Annotated in this window: 21 protein-coding genes; 12 read left to right on the top strand and 9 right to left on the bottom strand. The window is 73.6% G+C overall.

Features of this window, described 5'->3' with window-relative positions; all coding sequences use genetic code 11:
* Positions 1–234 precede the first annotated feature (234 nt).
* From ACH4PY_RS17790 to ACH4PY_RS17775, 4 genes are all read left to right on the top strand, one after another.
* On the top strand, positions 235–504 hold the full coding sequence (locus tag ACH4PY_RS17790) for a hypothetical protein (RefSeq protein ID WP_398182848.1): 270 nt from the start codon (positions 235–237) through the stop codon (positions 502–504).
* Between the two features lie 238 nt (positions 505–742).
* Positions 743–1,408 carry a TetR/AcrR family transcriptional regulator gene (locus ACH4PY_RS17785; RefSeq protein ID WP_398182845.1) on the top strand — a complete coding sequence of 222 codons (666 nt, stop codon included), beginning with the start codon at positions 743–745 and terminating at the stop codon, positions 1,406–1,408.
* 149 nt (positions 1,409–1,557) lie between these two features.
* On the top strand, positions 1,558–1,788 hold the full coding sequence (locus ACH4PY_RS17780) for a DUF3107 domain-containing protein (protein WP_398182842.1): 231 nt from the start codon (positions 1,558–1,560) through the stop codon (positions 1,786–1,788).
* A 123-nt stretch (positions 1,789–1,911) separates the two neighbouring features.
* Positions 1,912–2,193: a hypothetical protein gene (locus ACH4PY_RS17775; protein WP_398182839.1), complete on the top strand. Its 282-nt coding sequence runs from the start codon at positions 1,912–1,914 to the stop codon at positions 2,191–2,193.
* Here the strand turns inward: ACH4PY_RS17775 and ACH4PY_RS17770 are convergent.
* From ACH4PY_RS17770 to ACH4PY_RS17760, 3 genes are all read right to left on the bottom strand, one after another.
* Entirely contained in the window at positions 2,174–3,256 is a 1,083-nt protein-coding gene (locus tag ACH4PY_RS17770) for a CU044_5270 family protein (protein ID WP_398182836.1), read from the bottom strand. The two genes, ACH4PY_RS17775 and ACH4PY_RS17770, sit on opposite strands and share 20 nt — an antisense overlap.
* The gene (locus ACH4PY_RS17765) at positions 3,249–3,884 is read right to left on the bottom strand and encodes an RNA polymerase sigma factor (protein ID WP_398183409.1); all 636 of its coding nucleotides are present in this window, start codon (positions 3,882–3,884) and stop codon (positions 3,249–3,251) included. Before ACH4PY_RS17765 ends, ACH4PY_RS17770 begins: the two co-directional genes overlap by 8 nt.
* A gap of 172 nt (positions 3,885–4,056) precedes the next feature.
* Entirely contained in the window at positions 4,057–4,848 is a 792-nt protein-coding gene (locus ACH4PY_RS17760) for a ferritin-like fold-containing protein (protein WP_398182832.1), read from the bottom strand.
* A gap of 387 nt (positions 4,849–5,235) precedes the next feature.
* Here ACH4PY_RS17760 and ACH4PY_RS17755 point away from each other — a divergent pair, with 387 nt between their 5' ends.
* The 3 genes from ACH4PY_RS17755 (at position 5,236) to ACH4PY_RS17745 (ending at position 8,768) form a co-directional block, all read left to right on the top strand.
* Positions 5,236–7,479: a DEAD/DEAH box helicase gene (locus ACH4PY_RS17755; RefSeq protein WP_398182828.1), complete on the top strand. Its 2,244-nt coding sequence runs from the start codon at positions 5,236–5,238 to the stop codon at positions 7,477–7,479.
* Positions 7,480–7,594: 115 nt separating this feature from the next.
* Positions 7,595–8,521 (top strand): alpha/beta fold hydrolase, encoded by a 927-nt coding sequence (locus ACH4PY_RS17750; RefSeq protein WP_398182825.1) that lies wholly within the window; start codon positions 7,595–7,597, stop codon positions 8,519–8,521.
* A gap of 109 nt (positions 8,522–8,630) precedes the next feature.
* Positions 8,631–8,768: a hypothetical protein gene (locus ACH4PY_RS17745; RefSeq protein ID WP_398183456.1), complete on the top strand. Its 138-nt coding sequence runs from the start codon at positions 8,631–8,633 to the stop codon at positions 8,766–8,768.
* Positions 8,769–8,846: 78 nt separating this feature from the next.
* On the opposite strand, the gene ACH4PY_RS17740 is transcribed toward ACH4PY_RS17745, so the two are convergent.
* The 3 genes from ACH4PY_RS17740 to ACH4PY_RS17730 form a co-directional block, all read right to left on the bottom strand.
* On the bottom strand, positions 8,847–9,458 hold the full coding sequence (locus ACH4PY_RS17740; RefSeq protein ID WP_398182822.1) for a MarC family protein: 612 nt from the start codon (positions 9,456–9,458) through the stop codon (positions 8,847–8,849).
* A 203-nt stretch (positions 9,459–9,661) separates the two neighbouring features.
* A complete protein-coding gene (locus ACH4PY_RS17735) occupies positions 9,662–10,513 on the bottom strand; it encodes a PHP domain-containing protein (protein WP_398182819.1) in 852 nt (283 codons plus the stop codon).
* A gap of 88 nt (positions 10,514–10,601) precedes the next feature.
* Positions 10,602–11,240: a DUF6758 family protein gene (locus tag ACH4PY_RS17730; protein ID WP_398182816.1), complete on the bottom strand. Its 639-nt coding sequence runs from the start codon at positions 11,238–11,240 to the stop codon at positions 10,602–10,604.
* Between the two features lie 194 nt (positions 11,241–11,434).
* On the opposite strand from ACH4PY_RS17730, the gene ACH4PY_RS17725 reads away from it, so the two are divergent.
* The gene (locus ACH4PY_RS17725) at positions 11,435–12,727 is read left to right on the top strand and encodes an MFS transporter (protein ID WP_398182813.1); all 1,293 of its coding nucleotides are present in this window, start codon (positions 11,435–11,437) and stop codon (positions 12,725–12,727) included.
* A 57-nt stretch (positions 12,728–12,784) separates the two neighbouring features.
* Here ACH4PY_RS17725 and ACH4PY_RS17720 read toward each other — a convergent pair whose 3' ends face one another.
* Complete coding sequence (locus ACH4PY_RS17720) at positions 12,785–13,372, bottom strand: suppressor of fused domain protein (RefSeq protein WP_398182810.1); 588 nt, start codon at positions 13,370–13,372, stop codon at positions 12,785–12,787.
* Positions 13,373–13,761: 389 nt separating this feature from the next.
* Here ACH4PY_RS17720 and ACH4PY_RS17715 point away from each other — a divergent pair, with 389 nt between their 5' ends.
* Complete coding sequence (locus ACH4PY_RS17715) at positions 13,762–14,898, top strand: magnesium and cobalt transport protein CorA (RefSeq protein WP_398182806.1); 1,137 nt, start codon at positions 13,762–13,764, stop codon at positions 14,896–14,898.
* A gap of 7 nt (positions 14,899–14,905) precedes the next feature.
* On the opposite strand, the gene ACH4PY_RS17710 is transcribed toward ACH4PY_RS17715, so the two are convergent.
* The gene (locus ACH4PY_RS17710) at positions 14,906–15,862 is read right to left on the bottom strand and encodes a DMT family transporter (protein ID WP_398182803.1); all 957 of its coding nucleotides are present in this window, start codon (positions 15,860–15,862) and stop codon (positions 14,906–14,908) included.
* Positions 15,863–16,105: 243 nt separating this feature from the next.
* Here ACH4PY_RS17710 and ACH4PY_RS17705 point away from each other — a divergent pair, with 243 nt between their 5' ends.
* Positions 16,106–16,630: a hypothetical protein gene (locus tag ACH4PY_RS17705; RefSeq protein ID WP_398182800.1), complete on the top strand. Its 525-nt coding sequence runs from the start codon at positions 16,106–16,108 to the stop codon at positions 16,628–16,630.
* Position 16,631: 1 nt separating this feature from the next.
* Here ACH4PY_RS17705 and ACH4PY_RS17700 read toward each other — a convergent pair whose 3' ends face one another.
* Positions 16,632–17,423 carry a hypothetical protein gene (locus ACH4PY_RS17700; protein ID WP_398182797.1) on the bottom strand — a complete coding sequence of 264 codons (792 nt, stop codon included), beginning with the start codon at positions 17,421–17,423 and terminating at the stop codon, positions 16,632–16,634.
* 203 nt (positions 17,424–17,626) lie between these two features.
* Between ACH4PY_RS17700 and ACH4PY_RS17695 the strand changes: the two genes are divergently transcribed.
* Positions 17,627–18,973 carry a magnesium transporter MgtE N-terminal domain-containing protein gene (locus ACH4PY_RS17695; RefSeq protein ID WP_398182794.1) on the top strand — a complete coding sequence of 449 codons (1,347 nt, stop codon included), beginning with the start codon at positions 17,627–17,629 and terminating at the stop codon, positions 18,971–18,973.
* Positions 18,963–19,559 (top strand): DUF1003 domain-containing protein, encoded by a 597-nt coding sequence (locus tag ACH4PY_RS17690; protein ID WP_398182791.1) that lies wholly within the window; start codon positions 18,963–18,965, stop codon positions 19,557–19,559. Before ACH4PY_RS17695 ends, ACH4PY_RS17690 begins: the two co-directional genes overlap by 11 nt.
* The last annotated feature ends 12 nt before the right edge of the window (positions 19,560–19,571 follow it).

Raw genomic sequence — 19,571 nt, 5'->3', positions numbered from 1 at the left:
TGCCGCGCCCCGAGGGGGTAGCCGTTCAGTGAGCGCGCCGCCGCCCGGCGGGGGGCGCGCGCCCGCGCTGCGCGCGCGTCCTTGTGCTCCTAGGCTCCAAGAAGGAGCCCGGGCGGGCGCGCGGGACGGACCGCGGAGGGCCCGCGGACGTACCGGACCCCACCCGCACGGGCCCGGGGCGTACCGGACCGGCACCGGACCGGCGGGAGCCGGGAAGCGAGGAAGGAAGGCGTCATGTCCGACGAGATCCCCCAGATCGCACAGATCCAGCGGGAGGCCGACGAGGACGACGACGGCGCCGTGGAGAACGCGCACGGCGACCTGGACCTGGAGGCCCCGGAGGCCGACAGTGCCGAGCAGCGCACCGACCTGCTCCAGCACCGCGACGAGCCGGTCACCTCCCGGCCGCCCGCGGACCGGGACGGCGAGGCCAACCCCGCGGACACCGCCGAGCAGCGCCGGGTGGTCGCGGTGGACGAGGACGAGGACGAGACCCGCCGGTGACCCGGCGCGCCCGGTCACGCGCCGCGCGCGGCCCCTGGGACCGCCGCTCACCGGGCCCGCGCCGTCCCCGGACGCGCCTGCCCGCCGGGCCCGTCCGTCACCGCACGCGTCCGGCGCGGTTCCAGTACGTGAGAATGTGCCGTCGTACGGCGCGCAGTCTCGTTACCGAAAAGTACGATGGCCAGCGCAGCCTACGTTCCTTCGTTCATCCGTTCGTTCCGCAGAATTGGGAGGCGGCGTGACAGCCATCGAGCAGACCCAGGCACGGCCGCGCGGCACCCGCCTGCCCCGCAGGGCCCGACGCGAGCAGCTGCTGGGCGCCGCCCAGGAGGTCTTCGTCGCGCAGGGTTACCACTCGGCCGCGATGGATGACATCGCCGAGCGGGCCGGCGTCAGCAAACCGGTGCTCTACCAGCACTTCCCGGGCAAACTGGAGCTGTATCTCGCTCTGCTGGACCAGCACTGCGAGTCACTGCTGCAGTCGGTGCGCGGCGCGCTGGAGTCCACGACGGACAACAAGAAGCGCGTCGAGGCGACGATGGACGCGTACTTCGCCTACGTCGAGGACGAGGGCGGCGCCTTCCGGCTGGTCTTCGAGTCCGACCTGACGAACGAGCCGGCGGTCCGCGAGCGGGTCGACAAGGTCTCGTTGCAGTGCGCCGAGGCGATCAGCGAGGTCATCGCGGAGGACACCGGGCTGGCGCGCGAGCAGTCGATGCTGCTGGCGGTCGGGCTGGGCGGTGTCTCCCAGGTGGTCGCGCGCTACTGGCTGGCCAGCCGCAGCGAGGTGCCGCGGGACACCGCGGTGCAGCTCCTGACGTCGCTGGCCTGGCGCGGCATCGCCGGTTTCCCGCTGCACGGCGCGGAGGGCCACCACGCCCCCGAGGGCGGTCCGCACTCCTGAGCGCCGCCCCGGCCGTCCCGCCGCGGGCCCGGTGTTCGCTCACGGCGTGCACGGGGCGCTGATCGCACACCGTCCGGCCGGGCTACGCTGAGCAGCGTAACGGCGCGACCAACCGCGCACACCGCCAGACCATCGGAGGTAACCAAGCCGTGGAGGTCAAGATCGGCGTGCTGCACGCGCCGCGCGAGATCGTCATCGAGAGCGCGCAGTCGGTGGACGAGGTCGAGCAGGCCGTCGCCAGTGCGCTGAGCGGTGACGCGAAGCTGCTCAGCCTCGTCGACGAGCACGGGCGCAAGGTGCTCGTTCCCGCCGACCGGCTGGCCTACGTCGAGATCGGCGAGTCGGCCGCCCGCAAGGTCGGCTTCGGCGCCGCGCTCTGACACACCGTCAACGGCGGTGCGGCAACCGGTGGTCCGGTTGCCGCACCGCCGTTTTGCGTGCCCGCCCTCCCGGGTAGGACCTGTGGTGCACAGGTCCGTCTCACCGCGCCGCTGGAGGGGAATGTGATCATCCTGCAGATCACCGGCTATGCCGTGCTCGGCCTGCTGGTGGCCTTCGCCGCCGCCCGGCTCTTCCCCTCCCGGCTCCCCGACGCGGGCCTGCTGCTGCTCACCGGGGTGGTCGCCGCCCTGACCGGCGGCCTGGTGGCCTACACGATCTTCGGCGGCGGCCGCCCCGAGGCGAGCTTCGCCGCGGCCTTCGCGACGTCCGCCGCGGGCCTGAGCGTCCTCGCCAGCCCGGCCCGCCGGGGCCGGCACGCGAAGGTCAGCTCACCGGGGGCGTGAACTTCTCGCCCGGCGAGACCGGGGTGAGGTGCGGGTCCGGCTGGCCGGGCAGCTGCCCGATGTGGTCGACGACACCGGTGGCCAGCCTCGCCAGGTCGAGCGTCCCGACCATGAACGGCTGGGTGCGCGCGGTGGTCCGCTTCTGCCCCAGGTAGGCGTGGGTGTGGGGGTCGAAGTAGAGCACGTCGGTCTGGGCGGGCAGCTTGACCCCGAAGCCGAGGTAGGCCCCTGCCGCGAAGTGGTACTGCACCGCGATCGCCGTCCGCCCCGCCGCGTCCTTGACGGGCCTGGAGCTCACGTGGAGGCCCGGGATGAGAGGAAGAGCCCGGAAGAGCGCGGCCTTGGTCGCGGCCGGCATCTCCGGGACGGTCAGCAGGGTTTCGATGCGCGCGAACTGCACGGCCGGTGTCTGCAGGCCGTTGGGCCGGTAACCGCTGATGGCCGTCGGCTCCCAGAAGTAGGGGTCGTGGTTGATCCGGTCCAGCAGCGCGCGGGGGTTCGTGGGCAGAGTGGCCAGCAGGTCGTAGGTCTTCTGCGGCAGCGCCCCGGGCTTGTAGGTGCTGAGGCTGCCGCTGTCCTCCGTCGGCACTCCGACGAGGGGGAGTCGGTCGCTGCGGCGGTACTGCCGGCTTCCGTCCCCGCGCACCCAGCTCTCGCCGGTCGTGCACCCGTCGTCGTCGGGGCACGCGAGCGACTTGGCGTACACCCACTGGTCGGCGTCCGGCCGGACGGACGGCTCGCTCCGCGCCTGGGTGGCCGCGGCCTCCAGGACCTGCGCCACCGTCTCGGTCTGCGCCTGTGCCTGTGCCTGTCCGGGCGACCGCGCACCGCCGCCGGCGACCAGCACGCCCGCGGTGACGGCGGCGGCCGTGAGCGCGGCGAGCGCCGTCCGGCGCGGGAGCGTCCCGGCCACCGCGTGGCCGGCGCGGCGCCACCGCGGCGCCGGGGCGGTGTCCGGCGAGAGCGCCGCGGACATCAGCTTCCACCGTCCGGCGGCGAGCCGGGCGGCGTCCGGCACGGGGGCGTCGGTGCGCAGTTCGCGCAGGGCGGTCATCTCATCCATGGGTGTTCCCCTCCGGGGCGAGGTTCGGGTCGATACCGGGGAGCGCGGCGCGCATCTTGCGGCGGGCGCGGTTCAGTCGGGAGCGCACGGTGCCCAGCGGGATGCCGAGGGCGGTGGCGACCTCCTCGTAGGAGAGGTCGGCCCAGGCGATGAGCAGCAGCACGTGCCGGTCGCCCTGGGAGAGCGCGCGCAGGGCGGTGGCGAGGGCGGCGCCGGAGGCCTGGGCGGTGACGCGGCCCTCGACGGCGTCGGTGTCGGGCGCGAAGGAGTGGGCGACGGGGTCGGCGCCGGTCCTGGCCCAGGCACGGTAGGCGCGCTGCTCGCTGCGGTGGTGGCGGCTGATGAGGTTCGCGGCGATGCCGTAGAGCCAGGGGCGCGCCTGCGGGCGGCTCACGTCGTACTGCCCGCGGCGGCGGAAGGCGATCAGGAAGGTCTCGCCGACCACGTCGTCCGCGAGGTCCGTGCCGAGCCGCCGGGCGACGTAGCGGTGCAGCCCGGGGGCGTGCCGGTCGTAGAGGCCGGCGAAGGCCTCGGGCTCGCGGGTGGACAGCGCGATGAGCGTGGCGTCGTCGGCGGGCCACCCAGGCGCTTCCGCTGGGGGTGGCCCGTCCGGCGGGCCGCCGGGCACGGCCTGTGCGCCCGGCGGGGAGGGTCGTAGGGGAGCGATCACGGGACTCCGTTCTCGGAGGTACTCGGGTGCGGTACGGGCGCGCCTGCGGCGTGCCCACCCTTTCTCTCCCGAAGTCCCGGACCGGGTTCACGGCCCCCGCCGGGTGCGGGGGCCGTGCGCGGTCGGACGGTCAGGCGGCCAGGCCCAGGGCCGCCATGCGCTTGGTGTGGGCCTCGGTGATGCGCGAGAACATCCGGCCGACCTCGGCCAGGTCGAAGCCGTCGGCGACACCGCCGACGAGCATCGTGGACAGCGCGTCCCGGTCGGCGACCACGCGCTGCGCCTGGGACAGCGCCTCGCCCATGAGCCGCCGCGCCCACAGGGCGAGCCGGCCGCCGACCCGGGGCTCCGCGTCGATGGCGGCGCGCACCTTCTCCACCGCGAAGCTCGCGTGGCCGGTGTCGTCGAGGACGGCGAGCACCAGGGTGCGGGTGTCGCTGTCCAGCCGGACGGCGACCTCGCGGTAGAAGTCTGACGCGATCGAGTCGCCGACGTATGCCTTGACCAGGCCTTCCAGCCAGTCGGAGGGCGCGGTCTGGCGGTGGAAGTCGTCCAGCGCGGTCGCGAAGGGCGCCATCGCCTCGTGCGCCGCCTCGCCGATCTCGGTGAGCCGGTCGCGCAGCCGCGCGAAGTGGTGGAACTCGGCGGCGGCCATGGCGGCCAGCTCCGCCTTGTCCTCCAGGGTCGGTGCGAGCTTCGCGTCCTCGGCGAGCCGTTCGAACGCGGCCAGCTCGCCGTAGGCCAGCGCGCCCAGCAGATCGACGACGGCGGCGCGGTAGCGCGGGTCCGCGGCGGCCGCGGCCCAGTCCTGCGCGGCGATGCCGGTCGGCCGCCCCTCCGTCCCGGTCGTCTCCGCAGGGATGGCGGGTTCCGCGGGCTCGGCGGACCCGGCGGGCTTGGTGGTGTCGTCAGGCGTCTCCATGCGGGGCACAATAACCAAGTCGCGCCCGCCCGCCGACACCCTCCGTGTGACCCGATGATGTCCCGAACGAAACATTTGAACGGGTGCAGCTACGTGTTTCCGGGGTAGAGTGGTAATGCACCCGCCGATCACCGGCCTGGTTCCTGTCCGGTACCTGTCCGGTTTTCTTCCCCGGCGGGCGACGTGTGCAACACCTGGATGCCCGGTCGGTGGCCCGATCGGCTCCGACCCGACCGCCCTCCCGTCATCGGGAGGGGCCCACTCGCGGCACAGCGAGGGCAGCGGTCCCGCGCTTCACAGCCCCAGGCTGTACGACACCTCTGCGCGGTCAGTGACCCGCACCGGTTCCGCCGGTGCGCTCGGGCACTCGACCCCCCTTGCCGGACAGTGCCGCGTCTCACAGAAGAGGCAAGCATCCTGACCACCACGACCCCCACGACATTTCGCAGCCTCGGCATCCTTCCCGAGACGGCCGAGGCCCTCGAGGCCGTAGGCATCACCACGCCCTTCCCGATCCAGGAGATGACGCTCCCGGTCGCCCTCGCGGGCAGCGACGTCATCGGCCAGGCGAAGACCGGCACGGGCAAGACCCTCGGTTTCGGCCTCCCGCTGCTGGAGCGCGTGACCGTCGCCGCCGACGTCGAAGCCGGCCGCGCCACGCCCGAGCAGATCACCGACATGCCGCAGGCGCTCATCGTCGTCCCGACCCGCGAGCTGTGCCAGCAGGTGACCAACGACCTGCTGACCGCCGGCAAGGTCCGCGCGGTGCGCGTCCAGGCCATCTACGGCGGCCGCGCGTACGAGCCGCAGGTCGAGGCACTGAAGAAGGGCGTCGACGTGGTCGTCGGCACCCCGGGCCGGCTGCTGGACCTGGCGGGCCAGAAGAAGCTCAGCCTGCGCCATGTGCGCACCCTGGTGCTGGACGAGGCCGACGAGATGCTCGACCTGGGCTTCCTGCCCGACGTCGAGAAGATCATGGCCATGCTGCCGGCCAAGCGGCAGACGATGCTGTTCTCGGCCACCATGCCGGGCGCGGTCATCAGCCTGGCCCGCCGCTACATGTCGCAGCCCACCCACATCCGCGCGACCGCGCCGGACGACGAGGGCGCGACGGTGGCGAACACCACGCAGCACGTCTTCCGCGCGCACTCCCTCGACAAGCCCGAGCTGGTCTCCCGGATCCTCCAGGCCGACGGCCGGGGCCTGGCGATGATCTTCTGCCGCACCAAGCGCACCGCCGCCGACGTGGCCGAGCAGCTGGAGCGGCGCGGCTTCGCCTCCGGCGCCGTGCACGGCGACCTCGGCCAGGGCGCCCGCGAGCAGGCGCTGCGCGCCTTCCGCAACGGCAAGGTCGACGTCCTGGTGTGCACCGACGTGGCCGCCCGCGGTATCGACGTCGAAGGCGTCACGCACGTCATCAACTACCAGACGCCCGAGGATGAGAAAACCTATCTGCACCGCATCGGCCGCACCGGCCGCGCGGGCGCGTCGGGTACCGCGATCACCCTCGTCGACTGGGACGACATCCCGCGCTGGCAGCTGATCAACAAGGCGCTCGACCTCTCCTTCAACGACCCGGAGGAGACCTACTCGACCTCCCCGCACCTCTACGAGCTGCTGGGCATCCCGGCCGGCACCAAGGGCATACTGCCCCGGGCCGAGCGCACCCGGGCGGGTCTGGACGCCGAAGAGGTCGAGGACCTCGGCGAGACCGGCGGCCGCGGCGGTGGCCGCAGCGGCGGCGGCCGGGGCCGTGGCGGACGCGCGGGCAGCGCGCCCGCCGCCGAGGAGCGCCAGCCCCGCGCGCCGCGCACCCCGCGGCAGCGCCGCCGGACGCGCGGCGGCCAGTCCGCCGGGGCGGAAGGCGCCGAGAACGCCGTGGCGGGCACGGAGACGGCCACCGAGGCCGCCGATCAGGCCGCGGGCGGACCGCGTACTCCGCGCCGCCGGCGCCGGACGCGCAGCGGTGCCGCCGGGTCGGCCGTGACGCCGGTGGCGCCCGCGGACGGCACGGCCGAGGCGGTCGCACCGGTCGCCGAGGCGGCTCCGGCCGCTCCGGCTCCCGCGCCCGCCGTCGAGGCCGAGGAGGCGCCGAAGGCCCCGCGCCGCCGCACCCGCAAGGCCGCCGCACCGGTCGTGGAAGCCGAGGCCGTGGCCGAGGCCGCGCCGGTGACGCCGGTCGAGCCCGTGGTGGAGGAGGCGGCTCCCAAGCGCCGCCGGACGCGCAAGGCCGCCGAGGCGGTCCCGGCCCCGGCCGAGGCTCCGGGCGTCGAGGCCGAGGAGGCCCCGAAGGCCCCGCGCCGCCGGACCCGCAAGGCAGCCGCACCGGCCGCGGAAGCCGTCGCCGAGGTCGTGGCCGAGCCGGTCACGCCGGTCGCGCCGGTCGCCGAGGAGGCCCCCACGGCTCCCCGCCGCCGGACGCGCAAGGCCGCAGCCGAGGTGCCCGCCCCGGCGGAGGCTCCCGAGGCCGCCGCCGACGAGGCGCCGAAGGCCCCGCGCCGCCGGACCCGCAAGGCCGCCGCGTCCTCCGAGGTGCCCGCGCCCGCCGCGGCGCCGGAGGGCGAGGAGGCCCCGAAGGCCCCGCGCCGCCGCACCCGCAAGGCCGCCGCCACCGTCGAGCAGGACGCCTGACGGCCCGGCGAGGTCGCACCGAGCACCCCCGGCCCCATCCGGCCGGGGGTGTTTCCTTTCGCGCGGCGACCCGAGCGGCAACCTGTCGGACATATGCACCGCGTAATCTCGCTGCATGAGCCGACCGACCACGCTGGATCTGCCGGCGCACGCCTCGGCGCGCCGCCTGGAGACCTCCCGCGATTCCTTCGCCGCCCTGGACGCCCCGCCCGCTCCCGAGGCACCCGACCTTCGCGGCACCGCGCTGCTCGTCCCCGGTTTCACGGGCAGCAAGGAGGACTTCCTCGACCTGCTCGCCCCGCTGTCCGCGGCGGGCTTCCGGGTCGTCGCGGTGGACGGCCGCGGCCAGTACGAGTCGGGCGGCCCGCGCGACGAGGCCGCGTACGCGCAAGGGCGGCTCGCCGCGGACGTCACCGCGCAGGGCGCCGCGCTCGCCGCCGACTCCGGCGGGGCCCCGCTGCACGTCCTGGGCCACTCCCTGGGCGGCCACATCGTCCGGGCGGCACTGCTCGCGGACGGCCCCGGCCCGTGGTCGTCGCTCACCCTCATGAGTTCGGGCCCGGCCGCGATCACCGCGGCCCAGCAGGTCAGGACGCAGCTGCTGATCGACCACCTGCCGACCATGGACATGGAGACGGCCTGGTGGGCGATGCGCTCGCTGGACGCGGAGGGCTCCGACGCCCCGTCGGGCAACGTCGTCGAGGCCCCCGCCGACGCGGGCAAGGCATGGCTCGACGACTTCCTGCACCGCCGCTGGGTCGGCACCGTTCCCGAACAGCTGATCGCCACGGCACGCCAGTTGATGACAGAACGGGATCGAGTGGCGGAACTTGCCGCCATACCGCTGCCGAAGCTCGTACTGTCCGGAGAGGTGGACTACGCCTGGCCGGTCCCGCTGCTGGACACGATGGCGGAGCGGCTGGGCGCCCGGCGCGTCGTCGTCAAGGGCGCGGAGCACTCCCCCAACGCCGAACGGCCGGCCGAGACGGCTGCCGCGCTCGTGGCGTTCTGGACCGGCGTATCCGCCGCGACGGATAAGTAGTCGGCGCCGCACAGATTTTTATTTAGGGTAGGGAATGTTTTGAAGGGGGTGTTCGTTGACCACACATGTAACGAGGGACGAAGGGAGAAGCCCCATGCGCTTCGAAATCATGCGACTTGACGATCGGAACGGCGACGCCGTGGACAGCACCGTGGTCGACGCCTCCGCGGTCAACAAGATCGTGCAGCAGGCTGCCGCCCTCGGCCAGCGCATCTACATCCGCCCCGCCGAAGGCCTCGCGGACTGACGCCGACCGATCGCCGACACGCACGGCGCCCCGTACATCAGGTCCGTACGGGGCGCCTTCGCATGTCCGGGGGCGGGCTCAGCCGCCCTGGCCGTGCACGAAGCCGAGGACGCCGTTGGCGACGGACTGCACGGCGATCGCCGACAGCAGCATGCCGGACAGCCGCGTCACCAGCACCACACCGCCCTCCTTGATGACCCGGATGATCGCCAGCGAGTAACGCATCGTCAGCCACAGCACGACATGCATCGCCAGGATCGCCAGCCACACGGAGGTCTGCTCCGCGAAGCCGTCGGCCTTCTGCACGGCCAGGATCACCGTGACGATCGCCCCCGGCCCCGCGAGCAGCGGCATCCCCAGCGGCACGAGCGCGACGTTCACGTCCCGCGTCTGCGTCGGCTCGTCGGCCTTGCCGGTCAGCAGGTCCAGCGCGATGAGCAGGAGCAGCAGCCCGCCGGCGACCCGCAGCGCGGGCACGGACACATGCAGGTAGTCCAGGATCTGCTGCCCGCACAGCCCGAACACCACGATCACCCCGAACGCGACGCATGCGGCTTGCGCCGCCATCCGCCGCTGGACCTTGGTCGCCCGCCCCGAGGTGAGGGCGAGGAAGATCGGCGTGATGCCGGGCGGGTCCATGATCACGAACAGCGTGAAGAACACGGACCCGAAGAGGGTGAGGTCGAACATGGCTGAGCTTTCGTCGTGAGCTGAAGGTGTTGTGTGGCCCTACGCGGGCGGGCGTGCGGCTGCGCCGCGGGGCGAGCGTCTTGAGGAGCGCGTGGGGTACGCGAAGCTCCGGGGGGAGCACTGCGCGAGCAACCACCCACGGCGGGAAGGTCCGGCGGCGGCAGAACGAGGCACACCGCGCGGCAAGGGCACCCGGCGGGAGGCTAGACCGCGGAGATGGGCTCCGCCCCCGTCGCGCGGGCGGCGATGTCGGCCAGCACCTCCGGAGGAGTCGTGCAGGCCCCGAGGGGCACGGTCTTGCGGGACCCGTGGTAGTCGGACGAGCCCGTCGCCAGAAGACGAAGCTCACGCGCGAGCCCGCGCAACCGCTCGCGCGTGGCGGGCTCGTGGTCGACGTGGTCGACCTCCAGTCCGTCGAGCCCGGCGGCGGCCAGCTCCGCGATCACCTCGTCCGGCACGGTCTCGCCGCGCTTGTGCGCGCCGGGGTGGGCGAAGACGGTCACGCCGCCCGCGGCCTTGACGAGGCGGACCGCCTCGAAGGGGTCGAACTCGGCCTTCTCGACGTAGACGCGCCCGTCGTTGGCGAGCCATTCGGAGGTGAAGGCGTCGGAGACGGTCGGGACGACGCCCAGCTCGACCATGGCGGTGGCGATGTGCGGGCGGCCCACGGAGCCGTCCCCGGCGATCCGGGCGACCTGCTCCCAGGTGACGGGCACGCCGAGTTCCTGGAGCTTGGCGACCATGCCGCGGGCGCGCGGCACACGGTCGTCGCGGACCAGTTCGCGCGCCTCGTGCAGCCGCGGCTCGGCGGGGTCGAAGAGGTAGGCCAGCATGTGCATGCTGATGCCGCCGACGCGGCAGGACAGCTCCGCGCCGGTGACGAGGGTGAGGCGGGTGCCGGCGAGCGCGGCGGCGGCCTCGGCGTGCCCGGCGACGGTGTCGTGGTCGGTGAGGGCAATGACGTCGAGCCCGGCCGCGGCGGCGTTGCCTATCAGCTCGGCGGGGCTGTCGGTGCCGTCGGAGGCCGTGGAGTGGGTGTGCAGGTCGATGCGCACGGCACGGGCTCCCGGAAGACGGCGCGGACAGCGGACGAAGCCAAGGATAGCGTCCGCCCGGGCCTGCGATTCGCAGGTGTCGTGCGGGTCAGGCCAGCAGCCTGGGGGTGAGTGCGCCGCAGGGCAGCAGATCGACCTCGGCGCCGGCGTCCCGCAGATCGGTGAGGACCAGCTCGTCGTACATCAGCAGACCGGTCTCCTCGGGCCAGACGATGGCCCACAGCCACAGCCCGCGGGCCTCGCCGGCGAAGACGACGCGGTCGGCGGGGGCGCCGCCGACGTGCCACAGGGCGGTGGGGCGGCCGGCCGCGAGGACCTTGGCGTGCGGGGGCTTGTCGACACACATGCCGGGGCCGGGGTCGGGGCCGTCGATCCCGGCGTAGCGGGCACCCAGGCCGACGCCCAGCTCCTCGGCGACGAGCATGAGTTCGCCGGGGCCGCCGAAGGGTCCGGGTCCGGAGCAGGCGACGGCGGTGGCGCGGCCGCCGCTGCGGTCGTCACCGGCGGAGGCGACACCCGAGAAGAGCCAGCCGACGGGCAGCGGCCACGGCATCCACACCGGCACCTGCGACCGGTGGACGACCACGCCGAGGCCTTCGACGCTCGGCGGGACGACCGGTTGCAGCGGATACACGGTGCCGTGCACGTCGCACTGCCAGGAGTCGGCGAAGAGGCCGGGCGCCCTGACCCTGCCACCGCACTTCGGGCAACTGGGTTCGCCCCTCATAAATCCCCACGGTCCTCCAGCCGCGTGCCCGCGTCAAGGACGATCACCCGTCCGGAGGGCGGGTCCGTGGCGCGGGCCCGCACCGGAGATTACGTGTAGGTTGCATTAGTTGCTATAGCCAACCTAAACTGAATGCACACAGCAACTACTCCGACCGTCCCGGCCGTCCGCCGGGCCAGAGGGGAACGCGGGTCATGCAGCCAGGCACCGACACCGAGGGCATCGAGGGCACCCAGCACACCGAGAACGCCGCGAACACCGAGAACGCCGTGAACACCGAGGACACGGCGCACGAGAAGGTGAGCCTGCTGCGGCAGCCCACCGCCGTATGGGCCACGGCAGGCGCCGCCGTCGTCGCCTTCATGGGCATCGGCCTCGTCGACCCGATCCTGCCGTCCATCGCGAAGGGCCTGGACGCCTCGCCCAGCCAGGTCTCCCTGCTCTTCACCAGCTACTTCCTGATCACCGCGGTCGCGATGCTCGTCACCGGCTTCGTCTCCAGCCGCATCGGCGGCCGCAAGACGCTGCTCGGCGGCCTCGCGCTCGTCGTCGTCTTCGCGGCGCTGGCCGGCACCTCCGACAGCGTCGGCCAGCTCGTCGGCTTCCGCGCGGGCTGGGGCCTGGGCAACGCGCTCTTCGTCTCGACCTCGCTCGCCGTCATCGTCGGCGCGGCCACCGGCGGCGCCGCCTCGGCGATCCTGCTGTACGAGTCCGCGCTCGGCCTCGGTATGGCCTGCGGGCCGCTGCTCGGCGCGGTGCTCGGCGACATGAAGTGGCGCTACCCCTTCTTCGGCACCGCCGCGCTCATGGCCATCGGCTTCGTCGCGATCTCGCTCTTCCTGAAGGAGCAGCCCAAGCCCGCGCGGCGCACCTCACTGCTGGACCCGGTCAAGGCCCTCGGCCACCCCGGACTCGCCTCCGCCGCCGCGTCGGCCTTCTTCTACAACTACGCCTTCTTCACGGTGCTGGCCTTCACGCCGTTCGTGCTCAACATGTCGCCCTACCGCTCCGGCGCGGTCTTCTTCGGCTGGGGCGTGCTGCTGGCCGTCTTCTCGGTGCTGATCGCACCGCGGCTCCAGGCCCGCTTCGGCTCGCTGCGGGTGGTGGGCGCCTCGCTCGTCCTGCTCGCCGCGGACCTCGTCGTCCTCGGGTACGGGTCGCACACCACGGCGATCGTCTGCACGGTGCTGTCGGGTGCGTTCATCGGCGTCAACAACACGGTGTACACCGAGCTGGCGCTCGGGGTCTCGGACGCGCCGCGCCCGGTGGCCAGCGCGGGCTACAACTTCGTCCGGTGGTTCGCCGCGGCGGCGGCGCCGTACCTCGCGCCGAAGATCGAGGAGTGGTCGGACGTGCACATGCCGTTCGTGGTGGCCGCGGTTGCCGCCCTGGGCGGCGCGGCCGTCGTCGGGGTGCGCCGCCGCCACCTCGCGGTCGAACCGCACCCCGTCCCGGTGCCCGCACCGGCCCTGACCCCGACCCGGTAGGGGCTCACGGCCGCGCCGCGGTGCGACGCGCCCCCTGACGGGGCGCGTCGCACCGCGCTACGTGGAGAGCGGCACCGCCCGACGGACCGGGTCCGTCAGGTCCGTGGCGTGCTCGGCCCACAGGTCTCGCAGGGCCTGCGGGCCCTTCGCGCGCTTGAAAGCCGCCTCCGCCGGGGTGAGGGGAACGAGGGGGAAGAAGCGGACCGGGTCGCGGGGGGCGGGGAGCGGGAGATCGGGGACGGCTTCGCCGGGGGTGGTGGCGAGGAAGGCCGTGAAGGGGGCGCCGGGCCACAGGGGTTCGCCGAAGTCCAGCGTGTTGCCGTCCGCCAGGACGAGGCCCTCGACCTGCGGGGACGCCGCCGCCGTGGCGAGCGCGCGCAGGACCGGCGAGGTGTCCGCGCGCCCGGCGCGTACGGTCAGATGGACCTCGGCGCGCGGCCCGCGCAAGGGGTCGGTGACGGACGCGAGCGGGTCGGCCATGGGCTGGGCCGACATGCCGAGCGTGGCGTAGCGGCGCAGCTCCCCCTGTGTGAAACGCAGCACCTCGATGCGTTCGGCCCCGAGGAACGTCACCGACGCGCGGGCGTCGGGTTCGCCGAAGACGGAGCGGAGGCGTTCCTCGACCGTGTCCAGAATGTCACCCATGCGGGGAGCATAGAACGCGTTCGGATCGCACATGCGGCGCGGTGGGCGTACCCTCAGCTTGCTAAAGTGTGGCGTTCGCGAAGTCATCCCTCAGCGGGGACTGGCCGGAGGAGGTGGGGACTGACATGGATCCTAGTCGACCGTGCAGTACCGGCCGCTCTTCCCTTGCCGCCGCCCCGCACGCAGTGTGACCCGCTGAGCCTCCCGCGTTCCTTACCCGGCCCGTGCGCCGTGAAACGCGGATCGTCACGGCCTGTCCGCCCGCGGAGCGTTCCGCCTCGGGAGAGCGCGCCCTGAACTGCCTGTGATCACCCAGTTCTGATCCACATCAGCAGCTTTTCAGTTCAGTGCGGCGTGATGCCGTCGGCCAGTCCGTGAAGGAGCTTGCCATGTCGATGATCCGTGACCTTCGCGCAGTCGTACGTCCTGCCCTGCGCAAGTCCCCGGCGAACCACGACTACGGCCCGACACGTGACACCGCGACGGCCACCAGCGCCGTCGTGGACTGCGCGGTCTACCGCGACGGGGTGCGCTGCCCGGACGTCGTCGGGCTGCGCGAGGCGCTCGCCTCGGTACGGGCCGGCCGCTCGTCCGACCAGTGCGACGGCAGCGACGGCTTCGTGTGGATCGGTCTGCACGAACCGACCGAGCAGGAGTTCGCGGGCATCGCCGAGGAGTTCGGCCTGCACCCGCTGGCCGTCGAGGACGCGGTGCACGCCCATCAGCGGCCCAAGCTGGAGCGCTACGACAACTCGCTGTTCACCGTCTTCAAGACGATCCGCTACGTCGAGCACGCCGAACTCACCGCGACCAGCGAGGTCGTGGAGTCCGGCGAGGTCATGGTCTTCACCGGCCGGTACTTCGTCATCACCGTGCGGCACGGCGGCCACGGCTCGCTGCGGGCGCTCCGGCACCGGCTGGAGGACGACCCCGAGCTGCTCGCCAAGGGCCCCTCGGCGGTGCTGCACGCCATCGCCGACCAGGTCGTCGACGACTATCTGGCCGTGTCCGACGCGGTGCAGGACGACATCGACGAGGTCGAGATCGACGTCTTCTCCGCCGAGCCCGGCAAGTCCTCGCGCGGCGGCGACGCGGGCCGTATCTACCAGCTCAAGCGCGAGGTGCTGGAGTTCAAGCGCGCGGTCTCCCCGCTGCTGCGGCCGATGCAGCTGCTGGGCGAGCGGCCGATGCGGCTGGTCGACCCCGAGATCCAGAAGTACTTCCGGGACGTCGCCGACCACGTCGCGCGCGTCCACGAGCAGGTCACCGGCTTCGACGACCTGCTCAACTCGATCCTCCAGGCCAACCTCGCGCAGGCCACCGTCGTGCAGAACGAGGACATGCGCAAGATCACCGCGTGGGCCGCCATCCTGGCCGTCCCCACGATGATCACCGGTGTCTACGGCATGAACTTCGACCACATGCCCGAGCTGCGCTGGCGGTTCGGCTACCCGATGGTGCTGGGCGTCATCCTGGCCATCTGTTACACCATCCACCGCGGCTTCCGCCGCAACGGCTGGCTCTAACCAGGCCCTACGGCTCGCGGCGGACGTCCGCGAGCACCACGAGGGCCAGGCCCGCGAGGATCACCACCAGCGCCGGATACGCGGCGGCGGGCGGGGTCTGGCCCAGCCACAGCGCGGCGATCAGCGCCGCGCCCGGGGTCTCCAGCAGGATCGCCGTCGAGGTCGTCGACGGCCCGAGACCCCGGACGACCCGGTTGAGCAGCGAGTGACCCAGCAGCTGCGCCACGACGGTCAGCGCGGCGATCTTCAGCCAGCTCCGCCCGTCGTACCCGCCGAGCGCCGACCCCGACACCAGGCAGGCGGCGAGCAGTGCGAACGCGGTCGTCGAGTAGCAGACGTACGTGTACGCGGTCGTCGTCGCCGTCCGCCGCACCTCCGAGCCGAGCAGCATGTAGACGGCCGCCGCCAGGCCCGCGGCGAGCGCGAGCGCGTCCCCCGCGAGGGCGCGGGTGTCGGTCGACATGTCGATCCCGGTGAGGATCAGCACCCCCACGACCGCGAGCGCGGTGCCCGCCCACACCAGCGCGGGCGGGCGGTGGCCGCGCAGCCGCAGGATCAGCGTCGTCCAGATCGGGGTCGTGGTGACCAGCGCGGTGGAGGTCGCCACCGACGTCATCGTCAGGCTCGGCAGCCACAGCCCGAAGTGCAGCGCCAGCACGAGGCCGGCGGCGCCGGAGAGGGTGAGTGCGCGGCGCCCCATGCGGCGCAGCTCGCCGCGGTGCCGCCACAGGGCGACGGGGGTGAGGACCCCGACCGCCATCGCGTTCCGCCAGAAGGCGATGGCCAGGGCGGGGGCCGCTGTCGCGGCGATGAGCGGGGCCGACATGGAGACACCGGCGATGGCGACGCCGAGGAGGGCGAGGTCCGCCCCCCGGCCGGCGGGTGGGGTCGCTCCACCGGGGGCCGCGGTGGTGGCTGTGCCCTTGCCCGCGGGCGCGGTGGGGGTGCTCTGCGGGGCGGTCACGGGGCTCCTGGCGGGGGCTGCGTCGTTCGAGGGGGGCCGCCACCAGGGTAAGGCCCGTTCGTGGGCCGAGCACCTGTCTTTCGGCTGCGCCGGTGGGGGATGCGGGAGGGGGTGCCGCTCTCGGCCGGTGGCGGAGTGCGCCGTATCGCTGTGGCCGGTCGCGCGGTTCTCCCCCGGAGCCTCGCCCGGGAGGTAGTGCCGGCGCCCTGAATACGCCCGCCGCCCTCCCTCTACCCTGGCCGTATGACGTCGACGCCCTCCGCCGAAGAAATGGCCGCCGCTCTTGTCGAGGAGGGGGTCAAGAAGTCGGGGCTGGTGTGGGTGGAGGGGCAGGCCGTGTGGCATGTGTGGGGGGACGGCGGGGCGTACGTGCTGTGCGGGGGGCCCACCGAGCAGCCGGTGCCGCCGGGGCTGGCGGACGGGGCGGTCGTGGGGGTCACCGTGCGGAGCAAGGACAAGGGCGGGCGGCTGGTCCGGTGGCAGGCGCGGGCCGCGGTCGTACCGGCGGGGTCCGAGGCGTGGCACGCGGCGGTCGGGGAGTTGCGCGGCAAGCGGTTGAACGCGGCGGACGCGGATTTCGTGGACGAGCGGTGGGCCCGCGAGTGCACCCTCTTCCGGCTCACCCCGCAGGGCTCTCCCGTGGAGGGTCCGGGCGCCGTGCCGGACGGTTCGGGTGCGGCTCCCCCGCGGCCGACGCCCGCGACGACCCGCGAGCCGATCCCGGCGGGCCTGCCGCGGCTGCTGGCCCGGCGCCGGCCGCGCGGCTGAGCTACTTCTTCGCCGAGGCCGAGGCCGACGCGGAGGGCTTGGGCGTGGCGGTCGTGCCGACCGTCTTCCCGTAGTCGACGACCTGCGACGTGCCGGGCGCCGCGAGGGTGAAGTCCTCGCCCCAGTCGGACAGGGTGAGCGTGCCCGCGCCGCCCGCGCGCTGGTAGCGCAGCGGGTAGGGGGTGCCCTTGAGGGAGACGTCGAGGCTGCCGCCCTTGGAGCCGGTCAGCTCGATGGTCTTGGTGTCGCCGACCTTGCGGTGGTCGCCGACGCCGAGCGTGCCATCCACCACGAAGAGGTCGGAGAGCAGCACCTTCTTGTCGGTGAAGCCGCTGAACTGCTGGTAGGCCGGGTCGCCGGGCGGCACCTTGACGTACTTGCCGTTGAGTTTGGCCGCCGCGGCCCGGCTGTCCTTGTCGTCGCCGCCGTCGCCGTAGAAGTCGGCCCCGGCCTTGAGGTAGAGGTCGTCGCCGACCCGCAGCAGCTGGAAGGTGTCGCCCTTGGTGGTGACCTCGCCGACCCCGCCGTCGGCGCGCAGCCGCATGTCGAGGCGGTAGGTCTGGCCGCCGCTGACGACTGTGCCGGTCAGCCGTACGGCGTCGGCGCCCGCCGCGGCGGCGCTCGCCTGCTGCTCGATGGTCTTCGCGGGCAGCTTGCCGACGCCGTTGGTGCCGGCGTCCGGGTCCCCGCCCAGGCCCAGGCAGCCGCCGAGCAGCGGCGCCGCGGTCAGGCCCGCGAGGACGGCGGCGGCCTGACGGGCAGTCCTACGGGCGGTCCTGCGAGCGGGAAACACGTGGGCTCGAACCCCTCGGTGACGGCGGCGGCGGGCGTGGCTGAAGCTACCGCACCGTACCCCGCCGGAGCACCCGCCCTCCCCCGGCGAAAGGTCCCGGGGACGCTGCGCGCGGGGCATTGCGGGGGCTTTCGTACGGCGGGCAAGATCGGCACGGGTTAGCCTTGCGGGGAGTGGCGGCGCGGATCCGGTGAGGAGGCCCGATGGTCGCAGGCACCCCGCGGGTCTTCGTGTCCCATCTGGCGGGCGTCGCGGCCTTCGACCCCAACGGCGACGAGGTCGGGCGGGTCCGGGACGTCGTGGTGATGCTGCGGGTGGGCGGGCGCCCGCCGCGCGTGCTGGGCCTGGTCGTCGAGGTCGTCGGGCGGCGCCGGATCTTCCTGCCGATGACCCGGGTGACGGGTGTGGAGGCGGGCCAGGTCATCACCACGGGGGTGCTGAACGTGCGGCGTTTCGAGCAGCGGCCGACCGAGACACTGGTGCTCGGCGAGCTGCTGGACCGCCGGGTGCGCTGGATGCCCGACGGCGGGGCCGCGGAGGGCGCCACGGAGGGTACGGCGACGGGCGAGGACGCGGGCGAGGAGGTCACCGTCCTCGATGTGTCCATGGCGCAGCTGCCGGCCCGCAGGGACTGGGAGATCGACAAGGTCTTCATCCGCCGCGGCAAGTCCGGCGCCCTGCGCCGCAAGGGCGAGGCGCTCACCGTCGACTGGTCGTCGGTCAGCGGCTTCCGGCTCCCCGAGGGCGAGCAGGGCGCGGAGAACCTGGTCGCGACCTTCGAGCAGCTGCGCCCCGCCGACCTCGCCAACGTCCTGCACCACCTGTCCCCCAAGCGCCGTGGGGAGGTCGCCGCGGCGCTCGACGACGACCGGCTCGCCGACGTCCTGGAGGAGCTGCCGGACGACGACCAGGTGGAGATCCTCGGCAAGCTCCAGGAGGAGCGCGCCGCGGACGTCCTGGAGGCGATGGACCCCGACGACGCCGCCGACCTGCTGGCCGAGCTGCCCGACCACGACCAGGAACGGCTGCTGGCCCTGATGCGCCCGCAGGACGCCGCGGGCGTGCGGCGGCTGCTGTCGTACGAGGAGCGCACCGCGGGCGGGCTCATGACGACCGAGCCGATCGTGCTGCGCCCGGACGCGACGGTCGCCGACGCACTCGCCCGGATCCGCAACCCCGACCTGTCGCCCGCGCTCGCCGCGCAGATCTACGTGTGCCGGCCGCCCGACCAGACACCCACCGGCAAGTACCTGGGCCTGGTGCACTTCCAGCGGCTGCTGCGCGACCCGCCGTTCACGCTGCTCGGCGCGATCGTCGACACCGACCTGCGGCCGCTCGCCCCGGACACCGCGCTGCCGTCGGTGACCAGCTTCCTGGCGACGTACAACATGATCTCCGCGCCGGTGGTCGACGAGAGCGGCGCCCTGCTGGGCGCGGTGACCGTCGACGACGTCCTGGACCACCTGCTGCCCGAGGACTGGCGGGAGACCGAGCTGCACGGCACCGGGCCCGCCGCCGACACCACGGCGGAGGCAGACGATGGCCGCTGACGACCGCGACCGCGCCGGGGCCCGGAACCCCGCGGGGGCCACCGCGCCGCCGCGCGTCCGGGTGCGGCTGGACCAGCCGCGCGACGTCCGGCGCCGCTGGCTGCCCGCGTACGACCCGGAGGCCTTCGGCAACCTCTCCGAACGCGTCGCGCGCTTCCTCGGCACGGGGCGCTTCATCGTCTGGATGACGGTCGTCATCATCATGTGGGTGCTGTGGAACGCCTTCGGGCCCAGCGACCTGCGGTTCGACCGCTACCCCTTCATCTTCCTGACCCTCGCGCTGTCGCTCCAGGCCTCCTACGCGGCCCCGCTGATCCTGCTGGCGCAGAACAGGCAGGACGACCGGGACCGGGTCAACCTGGAGCAGGACCGCAAGCAGAACGAGCGCAGCATCGCCGACACCGAATACCTCACGCGCGAGGTCGCCGCGCTGCGGGCGGGCCTCGGCGAGGTCGCCACCCGCGACTGGATCCGCTCGGAGCTGCAGGACCTGCTCAAGGAGATCGAGGAGCGCCGCCCGCACCCCCGCGAACGGGACCGTCCGCACGCCGCGCGGGGTGACGAAGCAGACGGACGGGGCCGCTGATCCGCCCTCCGC

It is taken from the genome of Streptomyces sp. NPDC021224 (assembly GCF_044332905.1).
Taxonomy (GTDB): domain Bacteria; phylum Actinomycetota; class Actinomycetes; order Streptomycetales; family Streptomycetaceae; genus Actinacidiphila.
The sequence above is the reverse complement of the archived record's forward strand: the minus strand, read 5'-3'. Positions and strand labels throughout refer to the sequence as shown.